The 16,769-nt window shown below is 70.8% G+C and carries 15 protein-coding genes and 1 rRNA gene; 15 read left to right on the forward strand and 1 reads right to left on the reverse strand.

The features are described 5' to 3' along the window. Both rrf and VG296_RS23275 read left to right on the forward strand, forming a co-directional pair. Window positions 1-93 (forward strand): 5S ribosomal RNA (gene rrf, locus VG296_RS23270); the annotation flags it as partial. Window positions 94-163: 70 nt separating this feature from the next. Further along, window positions 164-817, forward strand: a complete 654-nt coding sequence (locus tag VG296_RS23275) for a nucleotidyltransferase domain-containing protein (RefSeq protein WP_325569057.1) — start codon at window positions 164-166, stop codon at window positions 815-817. Between the two features lie 136 nt (window positions 818-953). Here the strand turns inward: VG296_RS23275 and VG296_RS23280 are convergent, their stop codons facing one another. Further along, a complete protein-coding gene (locus VG296_RS23280; RefSeq protein WP_325569059.1) occupies window positions 954-1,505 on the reverse strand; it encodes a transcriptional regulator in 552 nt (183 codons plus the stop codon). 368 nt (window positions 1,506-1,873) lie between these two features. On the opposite strand from VG296_RS23280, the gene pyrR reads away from it, so the two are divergent. The 13 genes from pyrR to metK all read left to right on the forward strand — a co-directional run bounded on the left by pyrR (window position 1,874) and on the right by metK (window position 16,409). Further along, window positions 1,874-2,479: a bifunctional pyr operon transcriptional regulator/uracil phosphoribosyltransferase PyrR gene (pyrR, locus tag VG296_RS23285; RefSeq protein WP_325569061.1), complete on the forward strand. Its 606-nt coding sequence runs from the start codon at window positions 1,874-1,876 to the stop codon at window positions 2,477-2,479. Then, window positions 2,476-3,432 carry an aspartate carbamoyltransferase catalytic subunit gene (locus VG296_RS23290; RefSeq protein ID WP_325569063.1) on the forward strand — a complete coding sequence of 319 codons (957 nt, stop codon included), beginning with the start codon at window positions 2,476-2,478 and terminating at the stop codon, window positions 3,430-3,432. Before pyrR ends, VG296_RS23290 begins: the two co-directional genes overlap by 4 nt. Continuing rightward, window positions 3,429-4,715 carry a dihydroorotase gene (locus VG296_RS23295; RefSeq protein WP_325569065.1) on the forward strand — a complete coding sequence of 429 codons (1,287 nt, stop codon included), beginning with the start codon at window positions 3,429-3,431 and terminating at the stop codon, window positions 4,713-4,715. The genes VG296_RS23290 and VG296_RS23295 overlap by 4 nt, the downstream gene beginning before the upstream one ends. Beyond that, entirely contained in the window at window positions 4,712-5,287 is a 576-nt protein-coding gene (locus VG296_RS23300; RefSeq protein WP_325569067.1) for a hypothetical protein, read from the forward strand. Before VG296_RS23295 ends, VG296_RS23300 begins: the two co-directional genes overlap by 4 nt. Then, window positions 5,284-6,447, forward strand: coding sequence for a glutamine-hydrolyzing carbamoyl-phosphate synthase small subunit (gene carA, locus VG296_RS23305; RefSeq protein ID WP_325569069.1), 1,164 nt, complete (start codon window positions 5,284-5,286; stop codon window positions 6,445-6,447). The genes VG296_RS23300 and carA overlap by 4 nt, the downstream gene beginning before the upstream one ends. Next, on the forward strand, window positions 6,447-9,749 hold the full coding sequence (gene carB, locus VG296_RS23310) for a carbamoyl-phosphate synthase large subunit (protein ID WP_325569071.1): 3,303 nt from the start codon (window positions 6,447-6,449) through the stop codon (window positions 9,747-9,749). Before carA ends, carB begins: the two co-directional genes overlap by 1 nt. A 94-nt stretch (window positions 9,750-9,843) precedes the next feature. Then, window positions 9,844-10,920 (forward strand): quinone-dependent dihydroorotate dehydrogenase, encoded by a 1,077-nt coding sequence (locus VG296_RS23315; RefSeq protein ID WP_325569073.1) that lies wholly within the window; start codon window positions 9,844-9,846, stop codon window positions 10,918-10,920. Beyond that, on the forward strand, window positions 10,917-11,792 hold the full coding sequence (gene pyrF / locus VG296_RS23320) for an orotidine-5'-phosphate decarboxylase (RefSeq protein ID WP_325569075.1): 876 nt from the start codon (window positions 10,917-10,919) through the stop codon (window positions 11,790-11,792). Before VG296_RS23315 ends, pyrF begins: the two co-directional genes overlap by 4 nt. Before the next feature lie 549 nt (window positions 11,793-12,341). Then, window positions 12,342-12,662 carry an integration host factor, actinobacterial type gene (gene mihF, locus VG296_RS23325; RefSeq protein ID WP_034269753.1) on the forward strand — a complete coding sequence of 107 codons (321 nt, stop codon included), beginning with the start codon at window positions 12,342-12,344 and terminating at the stop codon, window positions 12,660-12,662. A 187-nt stretch (window positions 12,663-12,849) separates the two neighbouring features. Then, window positions 12,850-13,449, forward strand: coding sequence for a guanylate kinase (gene gmk, locus VG296_RS23330; RefSeq protein ID WP_325569078.1), 600 nt, complete (start codon window positions 12,850-12,852; stop codon window positions 13,447-13,449). 61 nt (window positions 13,450-13,510) lie between these two features. After that, window positions 13,511-13,792, forward strand: coding sequence for a DNA-directed RNA polymerase subunit omega (gene rpoZ / locus VG296_RS23335; RefSeq protein ID WP_325569080.1), 282 nt, complete (start codon window positions 13,511-13,513; stop codon window positions 13,790-13,792). A 26-nt stretch (window positions 13,793-13,818) separates the two neighbouring features. After that, the gene (gene coaBC, locus VG296_RS23340; RefSeq protein WP_325569082.1) at window positions 13,819-15,075 is read left to right on the forward strand and encodes a bifunctional phosphopantothenoylcysteine decarboxylase/phosphopantothenate--cysteine ligase CoaBC; all 1,257 of its coding nucleotides are present in this window, start codon (window positions 13,819-13,821) and stop codon (window positions 15,073-15,075) included. 128 nt (window positions 15,076-15,203) lie between these two features. Then, entirely contained in the window at window positions 15,204-16,409 is a 1,206-nt protein-coding gene (gene metK / locus VG296_RS23345; protein ID WP_349259672.1) for a methionine adenosyltransferase, read from the forward strand. Window positions 16,410-16,769: the final 360 nt, after the last annotated feature.

Below are 16,769 nucleotides of genomic sequence, written 5' to 3' on the forward strand. Positions count from 1 at the left end.
ACGCCCGGTCCCATCCCGAACCCGGAAGCTAAGCCCGCCAGCGCCGATGGTACTGCCAGGGGGACCTGGTGGGAGAGTAGGACACCGCCGCACAACACTCCCAACACATGAGGCCCGAAACCACCACGGTTCCGGGCCTCACGCGTTCCGGTAGGCTCGCGCGATGAGCGAGCGACTGCCAGATGGGGGCGTGCAGGTGTCGCCCGCCGACATCGAAGCCCTCGAAGCACGATGGGCGTCCAGTTGGAATCCGAGCGAGGTCGCGGAACGACTGGCCGGAGTCGACGCGCCGTGGTGCGTGGCCGCCGGGTGGGCGCTGGATCTGTTCCGTGGCAGTCAGATCCGGGCGCACGGCGACATCGAGATCGCGGTGCCGGCGGCGCGGTTCACGGAGGTGCGTGAGCGCTTCACGGAGTACGTCTTCGACGCCGTGGGCGATCACCGCATCTGGGAGAACGCCACGTCGGAAGCGCTTGCCGCGACTCATCAAACATGGCTTCGCGATCCGTGTACTGACAACTATCTGCTCGACGTGTTCCGCGAGCCGCACGACGGTGACGTGTGGATCTGCCGTCGCGACGAGAGAATCCGTCTCCCATACCGAGACGTCATCCGACACTCCGCGGACGGGATCCCGTACCTGTCGCCCGAGTTCGTGCTGCTGTTCAAGGCCAAGGCCTGCCGGAGCAAGGACCAGGCCGATTTCGACGCCACCGTGCCGCTTATGACACGGCGTCAGCGCGGGACGCTGGCCTCGTTGCTCGAGAGGGTGCATCCGGGGCATCCGTGGCTCGCGGCGCTCTCACAGCCGTTCTAAGGGATCTGCCCGAGAACGCGAAATCCCCTCACGGCCCAACAGACGGCCGGAGGGGATTCGCTGTATACGGGGTTCGGCGGGCTGACGGCTGCCGGGAAGAGGTGCCGAGCGCTGCCGCGGTGGGGCGCCGGACCGCTCAGTCCTCGTCCTCCTCGAGGAGCTCTTCCTCGTCCAGCTCGTCGTCCGCGAAGTCGGCGTCGAAGTTGACGGCGCGGCGGGCGTCGGCGTCGAGGACGCCCCACTCGATGAGCAGGTCGACGAGCACCGAGGGCTGCAGGTCGAAGATGACCGAGAGCGTCCGCAGGTCGTCCTGGCGGATGGAGAGCACCCGGCCGTTGTAGTCGCCGCGCTGGCTCTGGATGGCGGCGACGTAGCGCATCAGCGGGGCGGCCTTGTCCTCGCCCAGGTTCTGCAACACCTCGAGGTTCAGCATCAGCTTCGGCGGCAGCTCGGCCGCGGCGTTCGGGCTGCCGCCGGGCAGCAGCTCGTGCACCGGCACGCCGTAGAAGTGCGCGAGCTCCGCCAGGCGCTGCACCGTCACGGCACGGTCGCCGCGCTCGTAGGACCCGACGACGACGGCCTTCCAGCGGCCCTGGGACTTCTGCTCGACGCCGTGCAGCGACAGACCCTGCTGCGTCCGGATCGCGCGGAGCCGGGCGCCCAGCGCCTTGGCGTACTCGGTAGACATAGGATCTCCCCATCGAAGGCTCTGTGTTTCACGGTCGACCATCCCGGCGACCTTGACGGATGTTACGCAGAGTAACCTACCTTCGTCAAGGCAGCAGGTCATGCGATGACCGGCGTTTCTACATCTGGCAGCCTATGTCACGACTGATGCCCAGTCGCACCCGGACCCCCAGGTGAGGGCCGGTAACTCCATGCTGCAGCAGGTCGGCCCGTTTACTGACGCAGCGCACCCCTTTTATCCGTTTCGGGCCAGCTCTTGACGCAGAATTGACCCTCACGCACGGTTGATCAGGCCGTCCTGATAGGGTGAGGGCGTCCGACGTCCTTTAAGTCCTGTCCCGTGAGGCAGGGAAGGAGGTCTGCTTCGGCATGACCGATGGCCACGAAGTAGCAGCTACGACCACCGCGCCCACCAGCGCGGCCGAACAGGCGATGCGCGCCGTACTCGACGCTTCCGCCGTTCACCGGGCACTGACCCGGATAGCGCATGAAATCCTCGAACGCACCCAGGGCGCGGACGACGCCGTGCTCCTCGGCATCCCCACCCGCGGCGCCCATCTGGCCACCCGGCTCGGCCGGCAGATCGCCGCGGTCGAGGGCCTCGAACTCCCGGTCGGCACGCTCGATGTGACCATGTACCGGGACGACCTGCGGCTGAAGCCGGCGCGGGCGCTCGGGCGGACCGAGATCCCCGGCGGCGGCGTCGACGGGAAGCTGGTCGTCCTGGTGGACGACGTGCTGTTCTCGGGGCGCACGATCCGGGCCGCGCTCGACGCGCTCGGAGACATCGGACGGCCGCGCGCGGTACAGCTCGCGGTGCTCGTCGACCGCGGGCACCGGGAACTGCCGATCCGCGCGGACTACGTCGGCAAGAACCTCCCGACCGCGCAGCGCGAGACCGTGCAGGTCCGGCTGGCGGAGACGGACGGGCAAGACGCGGTGCTACTGGGAGTGAAGGGGGCGCAAGCGCGATGAAGAGGCATCTGCTGTCCACGGCGGACCTGTCGGCGCAGGACGCGACGCTGATCCTGGACACGGCGGCCGAGCTGGCGCGGATCGCCGACCGGCCGATCAAGAAGCTGCCGACGCTGCGCGGCCGGACCGTGGTGAACCTCTTCTTCGAGGACTCGACGCGGACCCGGATCTCCTTCGAGACGGCGGCGAAGCGGCTCAGTGCGGACGTCATCAACTTCTCCGCCAAGGGTTCGAGCGTGTCGAAGGGGGAGTCGCTGAAGGACACGGCGCTCACCCTCGAGGCGATGGGCGCCGATGCCGTGGTCGTGCGGCACTGGGCCTCCGGCGGCGCGTACCGGCTGGCGCACGCGGGATGGATCCGCAGCGCCGTCGTCAACGCGGGCGACGGGACGCACGAGCACCCGACGCAGGCCCTGCTCGACGCGTACACGCTGCGCAGCAGGCTCGGCAGCCTGGAGGGGCGCCGGATCGGAATCGTCGGCGACGTGCTGCACAGCCGCGTGGCCCGGTCGAACGTGCACCTGCTGGCCACGCTGGGGGCCGAGGTGACGCTCGTCGCGCCGCCGACGCTGATGCCCTTCGCGGTCGAGACGTGGCCGTGTTCGTACTCGTATGAACTCGACCCGGTGCTGCCGAAGCTCGACGCCGTGATGATGCTGCGCGTGCAGCGGGAGCGGATGGACCAGGCGTTCTTCCCGACCGAGCGCGAGTACTCGCGGCGCTACGGGCTGCACGCCAAGCGGATGGCCGCTCTGCCCGAGCACGCCGTCGTCATGCATCCGGGCCCGATGAACCGCGGCCTGGAAATCTCGGCGGAAGTCGCCGATTCAGCTCGCTCCACCATCACCGAACAGGTCGCGAACGGCGTCTCGGTGCGGATGGCAGTGCTTTACCTGCTGCTCGGCGGCAGCGAACCGGCGATCGGCACCGAGAACGAGGGAGACGCCAAGTGAGCGACACGGGCTGGACGATTCGTGCGGCGCGGATCCTCGGCGGCGAGGTCGGGGATCTGCACGTCAGTGACGGCGTGTTCGTCGACGAGGCGCCGGCCGGCGCGAGGATCGTCGAGGCGGACGGTCTGATCGCGCTGCCCGGGCTCGTGGACCTGCACACGCACCTGCGTGAGCCGGGGCGCGAGGACGCCGAGACGGTGCTCACCGGAACGCGCGCCGCCGCGGCCGGCGGATACACGGCCGTGCACGCGATGGCGAACACGGATCCGGTCGCGGACACGGCCGGAGTCGTCGAGCAGGTCTGGCGGCTCGGGCGCGAGGCAGGGTACTGCGACGTGCAGCCGGTCGGAGCCGTGACCGTCGGCATCGCCGGAGAACGGCTCGCCGAGCTCGGCGCGATGGCCGACAGCGCGGCGCGGGTGCGGGTGTTCTCGGACGACGGGCACTGCGTGTCGGACGCGGCGCTGATGCGGCGGGCGCTCGAGTACGTGAAGGCCTTCGGCGGCGTGGTCGCGCAGCACGCGCAGGAGCCGCGGCTGACCGAGGGCGCGCAGATGAACGAGGGCGAGGTCTCCGGCGTCCTTGGCCTGCGCGGCTGGCCCGCGGTCGCCGAGGAGGCGATCATCGCGCGCGACGTGCTGCTCGCCGCGCACACCGGATCCCGGCTGCACGTCTGCCACCTGTCCACGGCCGGATCCGTCGAACTCGTGCGCTGGGCCAAGTCCAAGGGCTACCCGGTCACCGCCGAGGTGACGCCGCATCACCTGCTGCTCACCGACGAACTCGTCCGCGGCTACGACCCGGTCTACAAGGTCAACCCGCCGCTGCGCACCCAGGCCGATGTCGAGGCCGTGCGCGCGGGGCTGGCCGACGGGACGATCGACGTCGTCGCCACCGACCACGCGCCGCACCCGGTCGAGGCCAAGGACTGCGAGTGGGCGGTCGCCGCGATGGGGATGCTCGGCCTCGAAACGGCCTTGTCGGTGGTGCAGCACACAATGGTGGACACCGGGCTGCTTGACTGGTCCGGGGTCGCCGGCCGGATGTCGGTGCGCGCGGCGGAGATCGGATCGCTCGAGGGGCACGGCCGCCCGCTGGAGCCCGGCGAGCCCGCGAACCTGACGCTGGTCGACCCGGCCGCGAGCCGCACGATCGAGCCCGGTGCGCTGCACTCGCGGTCGCACAACACCCCGTACGCGGGGCTGAAGCTTCCCGGCACCGTCCACGCGACCTTCCTGCGCGGCACGGCGACGGTACTCGACGGAAAGGTGATCGACCGATGACGAAGGAGGCTGTGGGGACCACGATCCTGCTCGCGTCCGGTGAGCACAGCGCCCCGGTGACGCAGTGGGCGGCGCGGATCGGGCTGACGGTGCTGATACTGGCCGTGTTCGGCGGCCTGTGCTGGCTGATGTGGCGCGGTTATCAGCGCCGGGCCGCGCGGCAGGCCGACCTGCCCGCGCCCGCCACCGGGGCGCCGACCGCGGTTGACCAGGGCGAGGGCGTCGAGGGCGTCTACGCCTCGACGACCACGCACGGCGACTGGCTGGACCGGATCGCCGCGCACGGCCTCGGCGTGCGCAGCAACGCGAACGTCACGGTCACCGGCGAAGGCGTGCTCTTCGCCCGTGCGGCGGCGTCGGATCTGTTCATCCCGGCGGCGGACGTCGTCAGTGCCGAGCTCGCGCCCGGCATCGCGGGCAAGGTGACCGGCGGCGAGGGCGTGGTTCTGATCACCTGGCGGCTCGGCGAGTACACCCTGGACACCGGGTTCCACCCGCGTGCCAAGGCCGATCGCGAGCGCCTCGTCGAGGCCGTGAACGGGCTCGGGGAAAAGGAGCGGGCGAACGCATGAGCGCGTACATCGAGAAGGAAGCCGTGCTCGTGCTGGAAGACGGGCGCTCCTTCCGCGGCGAGGCCTACGGCGCGGTCGGCGAGACGTACGGCGAGGCCGTGTTCGCCACCGGAATGACCGGCTATCAGGAAACCCTCACCGACCCCTCGTACTGCGGTCAGGTCGTCGTGATGACCGCACCGCACATCGGCAACACCGGCGTCAACGACGAGGACCCGGAGTCGCGGCGGCCCACGACGCAGTCGGGCAGGATCTGGGTGTCCGGCTACGTGGTGCGCGACCCGGCTCGGCGCGCCTCCAACTGGCGCTCGCAGCGTTCCCTGGATGAGGAGCTGCGTACGCAGGGGGTCGTCGGGATCAGCGGCATCGACACGCGGGCCCTGACCCGCCACCTGCGTGAGCGCGGCGCGATGCGCGTGGGGATCTTCTCCGGCGCCTCAGCTCAGGCCGATCCGACCGCGCTGCTGCAGCGCGTGAAGGCCAGCCCGGAAATGGTCGGCGCCGACTTCACCGGTGAGGTGAGTACGCCGGAGAGCTATGTCATCGAGCCGATCGGCGAGCACCGCTTCACGATCGCCGCGCTGGATCTCGGCATCAAGTCCATGACGCCGCATCGGATGGCGGAGCGCGGAATCCGGACGCACGTGCTGCCGGGGAACGCCGCACTGGAGCAGATCCTCGCCGTGCGGCCGGACGGCGTGTTCCTCTCGAACGGCCCCGGCGACCCGGCCGCCCAGGACGAGGCGGTCGCCGTGGTGCGCGGGCTGCTGGAGCGCAGGATCCCCTTGTTCGGGATCTGCTTCGGCAACCAGATCCTCGGCCGCGCGCTCGGCTTCGGCACCTACAAGCTCAAGTACGGCCACCGCGGCATCAACCAGCCCGTGCAGGATCGCGGCACCGGCAAGGTCGAGATCACCGCGCACAACCACGGGTTCGCCGTGGACGCGCCGACCGACCGCGTCTCCGAGACCCCCTTCGGACGCGTCGAGGTCAGCCACGTGAACCTGAACGACAACGTCGTGGAGGGCCTCGCCTGCCTGGACGCGCCGGCCTTCTCCGTGCAGTACCACCCCGAAGCGGCGGCCGGGCCGCACGACGCGGCGTACCTGTTCGACAGGTTCGTCGATCTGATGGCTGACCAGCGGAAGGGCGGGGCCTGATGCCCAGGCGGGAAGACCTCAAGTCGGTGCTGGTCATCGGCTCCGGGCCGATCGTGATCGGCCAGGCCTGCGAATTCGACTACTCCGGCACCCAGGCCTGCCGTGTGCTCAAGGCCGAGGGGCTGCGGGTGGTGCTGGTCAACTCGAACCCGGCCACCATCATGACGGACCCGGAGTTCGCCGACGCCACGTACGTCGAGCCGATCACCCCCGAGTTCGTCGAGAAGATCATCGCGAAGGAGCGGCCGGACGCGCTGCTGCCCACGCTGGGCGGCCAGACCGCGCTGAACACGGCCGTCTCGCTGGCCAAGTCGGGCGTGCTCGCCAAGTACGACGTCGAACTCATCGGTGCCGACATCGAGGCGATCGAGCGCGGCGAGGACCGGGACAAGTTCAAGCGGATCGTCGCCCAGATCGGCGCCGAGTCCGCCAGCTCGGTGATCTGCCACTCGATGGAGGACTGCCTGGCCGGCGTCGAGGAGCTCGGCGGCTACCCGGTCGTGGTCCGGCCCTCGTTCACCATGGGCGGCGCGGGTTCCGGCTTCGCGCACAACGAGGCGGACCTGCGGCGCATCGCGGGCACCGGCCTGCAGCTCTCGCCGACCACCGAGGTGCTCCTGGAGGAGTCCATCCTCGGCTGGAAGGAGTACGAGCTCGAGCTGATGCGCGACCGCAAGGACAACGTCGTGGTCGTCTGCTCGATCGAGAACTTCGACCCGATGGGCGTGCACACCGGCGACTCGATCACCGTCGCCCCGGCGATGACGCTGACCGACCGCGAGTACCAGAAGCTGCGCGACATCGGCATCGACATCATCCGGGCCGTCGGCGTGGACACCGGCGGCTGCAACATCCAGTTCGCGGTGAACCCGGACGACGGCCGGATCATCGTCATCGAGATGAACCCGCGCGTCTCCCGCTCTTCGGCGCTCGCCTCCAAGGCCACGGGCTTCCCGATCGCGAAGATCGCGGCGCGGCTGGCGGTCGGCTACACGCTGGACGAGATCCCGAACGACATCACCCGCGAGACGCCCGCATCGTTCGAGCCGACGCTGGACTACGTCGTCGTCAAGGTGCCGCGCTTCGCCTTCGAGAAGTTCCCGCACGCCGACGCCACGCTGACCACGACCATGAAGTCGGTCGGCGAGGCGATGGCGATCGGGCGCAACTTCCCCGAGGCGCTGCAGAAGGCGCTGCGCTCGCTGGAGAAGAAGGGCTCCGAGTTCTCCTTCGCGGGCACGCCGGGAGACAAGGCGGAGCTGCTCGCGAAGGCCGCCATCCCGACCGACGGCCGGATCAACACCGTCATGGACGCACTGCGCGCGGGCGCGAGCCTCGAAGAGGCCTTCGACGCCACGAAGATCGACCCCTGGTTCATCGACCAGCTGCAACTGATCCACGAGGTCGCCGAGGAGGTCGCGGCTGCCACGGACCTCTCGCCCGCGCTGCTGCGCCGCGCGAAGCGGTACGGCTTCTCCGACGCGCAGCTCGGCGAGATCCGCAGCATGAACGAGGCCGTCGTCCGCGAGGTCCGGCACGCGCTCGGCATCCGGCCGGTGTACAAGACCGTCGACACCTGCGCCGCCGAGTTCGCCGCCTCGACCCCGTACCACTACTCGTCCTACGACGAGGAGACCGAGGTCGCGCCGCGCGAGAAGCCCGCGGTGCTGATCCTCGGGTCCGGGCCGAACCGGATCGGCCAGGGCGTCGAGTTCGACTACTCCTGCGTGCACGCCTCCTTCGCGCTGCGCGAGGCCGGGTACGAGACCGTGATGGTCAACTGCAACCCGGAGACCGTCTCCACCGACTACGACACCTCGGACCGGCTCTACTTCGAGCCGCTCACGCTCGAGGACGTGCTCGAGGTCTTCCACGCCGAGTCGCAGGCCGGGCCGATCGCCGGCGTTATCGTGCAGCTCGGCGGGCAGACCCCGCTCGGCCTCGCGCAGCGGCTCAAGGACGCGGGCGTGCCGATCGTCGGCACCAGCCCGGAGGCCATCCACCTCGCCGAGGAGCGCGGCGCCTTCGGCCGGGTGCTCGAGGAGGCCGGGCTCAACGCGCCCAAGCACGGCACCGCGTTCTCCTTCCACGAGGCCAAGGCCATCGCCGACGAGATCGGCTACCCGGTCCTGGTCCGCCCCTCCTACGTGCTCGGCGGCCGCGGCATGGAGATCGTCTACGACGAGCCCTCGCTCGCCGGGTACCTGACCCGGCACGCGGGCCTGATCTCCGAGCACCCGGTGCTGGTCGACCGCTTCCTCGACGACGCGATCGAGATCGACGTGGACGCGCTCTACGACGGCGAGGACCTCTACCTCGGCGGCGTGATGGAGCACATCGAGGAGGCCGGGATCCACTCCGGCGACTCGGCCTGCGCGCTGCCGCCGATCACCCTCGGCAGCGCCGACCTCAAGCGGCTGCGCACCTCCACCGAGGCCATCGCGCGCGGCGTCGGCGTGCGGGGCCTGATCAACATCCAGTTCGCGCTCGCCGGGGACATCCTCTACGTCCTCGAGGCCAACCCGCGCGCCTCGCGCACCGTCCCGTTCGTCTCCAAGGCCACGGCCGTTGCGCTGGCGAAGGCCGCCGCGCGGATCTCGCTCGGCGCCACGATCGCCGGGCTGCGCGCCGAGGGCATGCTCCCGGCGACCGGCGACGGCGGCACCCTGCCGCTGGACGCGCCGATCGCGGTCAAGGAGGCCGTGATGCCGTGGAGCCGCTTCCGCACCCCGGACGGCCAGGGCGTGGACGTGGTGCTCGGCCCGGAGATGAAGTCCACCGGCGAGGTCATGGGCATCGACGCCGACTTCGGCACCGCCTTCGCCAAGTCGCAGGCCGGGGCGTACGGCGCGCTGCCGACCAAGGGCCGGATCTTCGTCTCGGTGGCCAACCGGGACAAGCGCTCGATGATCTTCCCGGTGAAGGTGCTGGCCGACCTCGGCTTCGAGATCCTGGCCACCCAGGGCACCGCGGAAGTGCTGCGGCGCAACGGAATCCGCGCCGCGACCGTCCGCAAGCAGCACGAGGGCGTCGGGCCGACCGGGGAGCCCACGGTCGTCCAGCGCATCATGAACGGCGACGTGGACCTGATCATCAACACGCCGTACGGCGTCGGGCCGCGGCTGGACGGCTACGAGATCCGCACCGCCGCGGTCTCCACCGGCAAGCCCTGCATCACGACCGTGCAGGGCCTCGCGGCGGCGGTCCAGGGCATCGAGGCCCTGCTGCGCGGGGACATAGGCGTCGGATCGCTGCAGGAGCACGCCGAGCGGCTGCGCTCCCGCCGCGACGGAGCCGGCTGATGGCCCGTCCGGTCTATCGGGCCCTGTTCCGCCTCGTGCGCTGTCAGGGCATGGACCCGGAGTCGGCCGACGACCTGGGCTGCGGGGAGGGCTGATGTTCTATCGGCTGCTGTTCCGCACCGTGTTCCAGGGCATGGACCCGGAACGCGCGCACCACGTCGGCTTCGGCGCGATCCGCGCCGCGGCCGGGGTGCCCGGCGGGCCCGCCGCACTGCGCTCCGTCCTCGGGGTCGAGGATCCCGGGCCGCGGGTCAAGGCGCTGGGTCTGGAGTTCCCCGGGCCCTTCGGGCTCGCCGCGGGCTTCGACAAGAACGCGCTCGGCATCGACGCGCTGGCCGCGCTCGGCTTCGGCTTCGTCGAGATCGGCACCGTGACCGCGCGGCCGCAGCCGGGCAATCCGGCGCCGCGGATGTTCCGGCTGGTGCGCGACCGCTGCCTGATCAACCGGATGGGCTTCAACAACGACGGGGCCGACGTCGTGGCCGCCCGGCTCGCCCGCCGCGCCGCGCGTCTGAAGACAAACCCGCCGGGTTTCCCACCGGTGATCCTCGGCGTCAACATCGGCAAGACGAAGGTCGTGCCGGAGGACGAGGCCGTCGCCGACTACGTGTACTCGGCCGCGAAACTGGCCCCGTACGCGGACTACCTCACCGTCAACGTCTCCTCGCCCAACACGCCGGGACTGCGCGATCTGCAGGCCGCCGAGGTGCTCAGGCCACTGCTTCTCGCCGTGCGCGAGGCGGCCGACGCGGCGGCGGAGCGGCATGTGCCGCTGCTCGTGAAGATCGCGCCGGATCTCGCGAACGAGGACGTGGACGCCGTCGCCGACCTGGCCGTGGAGATCGGCCTCGACGGCATCATCGCCACCAACACGACGATCTCCCGGCACGGGCTGCTCACCCCGGAGGCCGAGGTCGAGTCCTGCGGCGCCGGCGGGCTCTCCGGGCCGGTGCTGCGGCCGCGCGCACTCGACGTCGTGGCACGCCTGCGCGCGCGCGTCGGCCCGGAGATGACGCTCATCGGCGTCGGCGGCATCACGACGGCCGCGGACGCCCGGCAGTTCCTCGACGCCGGGGCGACCCTGCTGCAGGGCTTCACCGGATTCATCTACGAGGGTCCGTTCTGGGCCCGCCGCATCCACCGCGGACTGAAGGGTGAGACTACGCGATGACGGAGACCGAGACTGAGAGCGCGGAGCCCTTCGGCGCGCGGCTGCGCAAGGCGCTCGACACGCGCGGGCCGCTGTGCGTGGGCGTGGATCCGCACCCGGCGCTGCTCGGTGCCTGGAGCCTGCCCGACTCGGTCGCCGGGCTCGAACGCTTCGCGCTGACCGCGGTGGAGGCGCTGGCCGAACGGGTCGCGGTACTCAAGCCGCAGTCCTCGTTCTTCGAGCGCTTCGGCTCGGCCGGGATCGCCGTGCTCGAGCGGACCATCGCCGAGGCGCGCGCGGCCGGCGCGCTGGTGATCGTGGACGCCAAGCGCGGGGACATCGGCTCCACGGTCGAGGCGTACGCCGACGCCTACCTGAGCCCGTCCTCGTCCCTGTTCACGGACGCCGTGACCGTCTCGCCGTACCTGGGCTTCGGCTCGCTGGAGCCGTTCTTCGAGCGGGCCGAGCGGTACGGCTGCGGCGTCTTCGTGCTGGCGTTCACCTCGAACCCGGAGGGCGCGGCGGTCCAGCGCGCGGTGGCCGAGGGCGGCGAGACCGTCGGCGCCTCGATCCTGGCCCAGGCGGCGGCCCGCAACGGCGAGGCCGTCCCGATGGGCCCGATCGGCGCGGTCGTCGGCGCCACGCTCACCGACCCGATCCCCTTCGACCTGGCCACGCTCAACGGCGCGGTGCTCGCGCCCGGGCTCGGCGCCCAGGGCGGCACCCCGGAGGGCCTGCGCGGCCTGTTCGGCGCAACGACGGCCAACGTCCTGCCCTCGATGTCCCGCGAAGTGCTGCGGCACGGCCCGGACGCGGCCGTACTGCGCCGCGCGGCGCGCCGGGCGGTCGAGGAGTTTCGCACCGCGCTCGGCTACCCGGCGGCCGCGTCCTGAGACCCGAATAGTCCCATTCGGCGGTACCCGTTAAATCCGTGAAATTGTGAAAAGAAAAACAAATTCCCGTGCAATTCCCTTTCGGTGTCCGGCGTGCCCGGACGCGGGTGGTCAACGGTTGGACCTTGAGTCAGCCACATGATCGACGGCGCGAATCCGCTTGTCGGGCGGCGGGTTCCGGGACGCCGCCTGTGCCGGTTCCAGGACGCGGCGGAGGTCCGTCGGGGGCGGGTGCGGACGCTTTGTCGGAATAATCTGGTCACGAATAATTCGGACATAGAACCCTAATTCCGGTCGTATTCCCGCTGTTCTCGGCGCGAATAGCGGGATCCGGCGCACACAGCACGCCAGACTCGGGTACGCTCCGGTTTAATCGCAGACCAGCGGGGGTGTCACCTTGCAACCCCAGCTAGAAGCGACTAGGTTCCGGCAACGGACCACCGAGCCGACCGGCCGGGCGAAACGTCACACCCGAGCATTCGGGAGTGTCGTTCCGGCGGGCCGACTCAACCCCCACAATCCATTTCGACGTCATTGAGGTGAATTGGCGTGGCTCTCCCGCCCCTCACTCCCGAACAGCGCCAGGCTGCCCTCGAAAAGGCTGCTGCGGCCCGCCGCGAGCGTGCCGAGGTGAAGAACCGCCTCAAGCACTCCGGCGCCTCCCTGTCCGAGGTCGTTCAGGAAGGCCAGAAGAACCCGGTCATCGGCAAGATGCGGGTCTCGGCTCTCCTCGAGTCCCTGCCCGGCGTGGGCAAGGTCCGCGCCAAGCAGATCATGGAGCGGCTCTCGATCTCCGAGAACCGTCGCGTCGGCGGCCTCGGTGCCAACCAGATCGCCGCGCTCGAGCGCGAGTTCGGCTCGGCGAAGTAGTCACCGGCGGAAGTGAATTCCGCCGGGTAGGGCAAAAGCACGACCGGCGGGGCCTGCATGCGCGCAACCGCGCGCTCAGACCCCGCGGGTCACGGGGCACGGGGCAGTGACTCCAAGTCCCGGCGGTGGCGTGTCGGCCGGTCCGCTGTTCCGACGGCGTACCGGCGATACGCTAGGCTCAGGTCGCGTGACGACCTCGAACGATAGCGCGCGCCCCGAAGCCGGCAACGGCGCGAACCGCCCCCGCCTTGTGGTGCTCTCCGGGCCCTCGGCGGTAGGCAAGAGCACGGTGGTCGCGCACATGCGCGCCCAGCACCCCGAGGTCTGGCTCTCCGTCTCGGCCACCACCCGGCACGCCCGTCCCGGGGAGATCGACGGCAGGCACTACCGCTTCGTCGACCAGGTCGGCTTCGACAAGCTGATCGCGAACGGCGAACTGCTGGAGTGGGCCGAGTTCGCGGGCAACCGCTACGGCACCCCGCGTCGGCCGCTGCTCGACAAGCTCGCCACCGGCGAGCCCACCCTGCTCGAGATCGACGTGCAGGGGGCCCGGCAGGTGCGCAAGGCGATGCCCGACGCGCTGCTCGTCTTCCTCGCCCCGCCGAGCTGGGAGGAACTGGTCCGCCGCCTCGTCGGCCGCGGCACCGAGACCGAAGAGGTGCGCGAGCGCCGGCTCGCCGCCGCCCGCGAGGAGCTCGCCTCCGAGAGCGAGTTCGACGTCACCCTGGTGAACACCTCGGTCGAGGACGTGGCGCGCGAACTGTTAACCTTGATGGGTGTCGGTTGAGCGCGGCGGCCCGCGTCTCCCGGCCCTGAAGCCCCTAGAGCCTAAGAGGTAACGCGTGTCCATGAGTGAGCCGGAAGGCATCATCAACCCGCCGATCGACGAGCTGCTCGAGGCGACGGACTCCAAGTACAGCCTGGTGATCTACGCGGCCAAGCGCGCCCGGCAGATCAACGCCTACTACTCGCAGCTCGGCGAGGGCCTGCTCGAGTACGTCGGCCCGCTGGTCGACACGCACGTGCACGAGAAGCCGCTGTCCATCGCGCTGCGCGAGATCAACGCCGGCCTGCTGACGGCCGAGCCGATCGAGCCGACCACCCCGGTCCCGCCGAACCAGCAGCTGTAAGCACGGACAGCCCAGCCGAGCCGAAGATGGCAGCCGAAGCGCGTTCCGCGTCCGCGCCCCGCGTGGTGCTCGGCGTGGGCGGCGGCATCGCCGCGTACAAGGCCTGCGAGCTGCTGCGCCGGCTCACCGAGTCGGGCCACGACGTGACCGTGGTGCCCACCGCGAGCGCGCTGCGCTTCGTGGGCGCGCCCACCTGGGAGGCGCTGTCCGGGCATCCGGTCACCGCCGAGGTGTGGGAGTCGGTCTCCGAGGTGCCGCACGTGCGGCTCGGCCAACAGGCCGACCTGGTCGTCGTCGCACCGGCCACCGCCGACCTGCTCGCCCGCGCCGCGCACGGCCTGGCCGACGACCTGCTCACGAACACCCTGCTCACCGCGCGCTGCCCGGTGCTGTTCGCGCCCGCGATGCACACCGAGATGTGGCAGCACCCGGCGACCCGGGAGAACGTGGCCACGCTGCGCCGCCGCGGCGCCGTGGTGCTCGACCCGGCCGTGGGCCGGCTCACCGGCGCCGACTCCGGTCCCGGCCGGCTGCCCGAGCCCGGGGAGATCTTCGAGGCCGCTCTGTGCCTCCTCAACCGTAGCCTGCTGCGCCGCGGATCCGCCGCCCCCGACCTCGCGGGGCTGCGCGTGCTGATCACCGCGGGCGGCACCCGCGAACCGCTGGATCCGGTGCGCTACCTGGGCAACCGCTCCTCCGGGCTGCAGGGCTACGCGCTGGCCCGGGCGGCCGTGGCCCGCGGCGCCGAGGTGACCCTGATCGCGGCGAACGTCGCACTGCCCGACCCGGCCGGCGTCAAGCTGCTGCGCGCGGGCACCGCCCTGGAGTTGCGCGACGAGGTGCGCGCCGCCGCCGCGGACGCCGACGTGGTGGTGATGAGCGCCGCTGTGGCCGACTTCCGCCCCGCGGACTACGCCGAAGCGAAGATCAAGAAGACCGACGACTCCTCCGCGCCGGAGCTGACGCTCGTTCAGAACCCGCACATCCTCAGGGAACTCGGCCACGAACGGCTGCGCGCGGGCCAGACCGTCGTCGGATTCGCCGCCGAGACCGGGGACGCCGAGCACTCCGCGCTTGAGCTCGGCCGCCGCAAGCTGGCCGACTACGGGGTCGATCTGCTGGTGGTCAACGAGGTCGGCGTGGACAAGGTCTTCGGCCGCCCGGAGACCGAAGCGGTGATCCTGGACGCGGCGGGCAGCGAGGCCCCGGTGCCGCCCGGGCCGAAATCCGCGCTGGCCGAAGAGGTCTGGGACCGGGTCGCGGCCTGGCGTGCCCGCGGCTGACAAAGCCTTGCGGCGCCGGGCCGAACCGACGCCGGCTCACAGGGCGATACCGCTAGGCACGGCCGGGGTGACGGCGGTTAGACTGGCACCCGTCGAGTCAGCAGCCGCTGCATGAAGGAGTAGTCCCCGTGGTCCGTCCCTACACAGATCGCCGCCTGTTCACCTCGGAGTCCGTGACCGAGGGGCACCCGGACAAGATCGCTGACCAGATCAGCGACACGATCCTGGACGCGCTGCTCACCCAGGACCCGTCGTCCCGGGTGGCCGTCGAGACGCTGATCACCACCGGCCAGGTGCACGTGGCCGGCGAGGTCACCACCTCCGGCTGGGCGGACATCCCGGGGCTGGTGCGCGAGCGGATCCTGGAGATCGGCTACGACTCCTCGAAGAAGGGCTTCGACGGCGCCTCCTGCGGCGTGTCGATCTCCATCGGCGCGCAGTCCCCGGACATCGCGCAGGGTGTGGACGCCGCCTACGAGACCCGGGTCGAGGGCGAGCTGGACGAGCTGGACCGGCAGGGCGCCGGCGACCAGGGCCTGATGTTCGGCTACGCCTGCTCCGACACCCCGGAGCTGATGCCGCTGCCGATCGCCCTCGCGCACCGGCTGGCGCGCCGGCTGGCCCAGGTGCGCAAGGACGGCCAGGTCGCCTACCTGCGCCCGGACGGCAAGACGCAGGTCACCATCGAGTACGACGGCGACAAGCCGGTCCGGCTCGACACCGTCGTCGTCTCCACGCAGCACGCCTCGGACATCGACCTGGAGACGCTGCTCGCCCCGGACATCAAGGAGTACGTGGTCGACCCCGAGCTCGCCGAGCTGGAGATCGACACCGAGGGCTACCGGCTGCTGGTCAACCCGACCGGCCGCTTCGAGATCGGCGGCCCGATGGGCGACGCGGGTCTGACCGGCCGCAAGATCATCGTGGACACCTACGGCGGCATGGCCAGGCACGGCGGCGGTGCCTTCTCCGGCAAGGACCCGTCCAAGGTGGACCGTTCGGCCGCCTACGCGATGCGCTGGGTCGCCAAGAACGTGGTCGCCGCGGGCCTGGCCACGCGCTGCGAGGTGCAGGTCGCGTACGCGATCGGCAAGGCCGAGCCGGTGGGCCTGTTCGTGGAGACCTTCGGCACCGAGACAGTCGCGGTGGACCAGATCCAGGCCGCCGTGGGCAAGGTCTTCGACCTGCGCCCGGCCGCTATCATCCGCGACCTGGACCTCAAGCGCCCGATCTACGCGGAGACCGCGCGCTACGGCCACTTCGGCCGCGAGCTGCCCGAGTTCACCTGGGAGCGCACCGACCGAGTCGAGGCGCTCAAGGCCGCGGTCGCGTAACCCGACCCCCGCCTACGCACGCCGGCCGTACTACTGTCTCGGAAGCTGAGCACAGCCCGCTGCGCCGCCAATCGCGCAGCGGGCCCGCGAAAGCTCAAGCACCGTGCTGCGGTCGCGTAACCGACCCCCGGCTTACGCACGCCGTAACCCGACCCCCGCCTACGCAGGCTGACCGTACTACTGTCTCGGAAGCTGAGCACAGCCCGCTGCGCCAATCGCGCAGCGGGCCCGCGAAAGCTCAAGCACCGTGCTGCGGTCGCGTAACCCGACCCCCGTCCTATGCAGCACGCCGTAACCCGACTCCCGGCTTACGCACGCCGACCGTACTACTGTCTCGGAAGCTGAGCACAGCCCGCTGCG

It is taken from the genome of Actinospica sp., assembly GCF_035552695.1.
Taxonomy (GTDB): domain Bacteria; phylum Actinomycetota; class Actinomycetes; order Streptomycetales; family Catenulisporaceae; genus Actinospica.

What these genes read in the sequence shown, in the direction of transcription:
- pyrR (WP_325569061.1), top strand. Translation starts at nt 1,874, where the DNA reads ATGACCGATGGCCACGAAGTAGCAGCTACGACCACCGCGCCCACCAGC.
- carB (WP_325569071.1), top strand. Translation starts at nt 6,447, where the DNA reads ATGCCCAGGCGGGAAGACCTCAAGTCGGTGCTGGTCATCGGCTCCGGG.
- pyrF (WP_325569075.1), top strand. Translation starts at nt 10,917, where the DNA reads ATGACGGAGACCGAGACTGAGAGCGCGGAGCCCTTCGGCGCGCGGCTG.
- coaBC (WP_325569082.1), top strand. Translation starts at nt 13,819, where the DNA reads ATGGCAGCCGAAGCGCGTTCCGCGTCCGCGCCCCGCGTGGTGCTCGGC.
- VG296_RS23280 (WP_325569059.1), bottom strand. Translation starts at nt 1,505, where the DNA reads ATGTCTACCGAGTACGCCAAGGCGCTGGGCGCCCGGCTCCGCGCGATC.
- VG296_RS23300 (WP_325569067.1), top strand. Translation starts at nt 4,712, where the DNA reads ATGACGAAGGAGGCTGTGGGGACCACGATCCTGCTCGCGTCCGGTGAG.
- VG296_RS23290 (WP_325569063.1), top strand. Translation starts at nt 2,476, where the DNA reads ATGAAGAGGCATCTGCTGTCCACGGCGGACCTGTCGGCGCAGGACGCG.
- VG296_RS23315 (WP_325569073.1), top strand. Translation starts at nt 9,844, where the DNA reads ATGTTCTATCGGCTGCTGTTCCGCACCGTGTTCCAGGGCATGGACCCG.
- VG296_RS23275 (WP_325569057.1), top strand. Translation starts at nt 164, where the DNA reads ATGAGCGAGCGACTGCCAGATGGGGGCGTGCAGGTGTCGCCCGCCGAC.
- carA (WP_325569069.1), top strand. Translation starts at nt 5,284, where the DNA reads ATGAGCGCGTACATCGAGAAGGAAGCCGTGCTCGTGCTGGAAGACGGG.
- rpoZ (WP_325569080.1), top strand. Translation starts at nt 13,511, where the DNA reads ATGAGTGAGCCGGAAGGCATCATCAACCCGCCGATCGACGAGCTGCTC.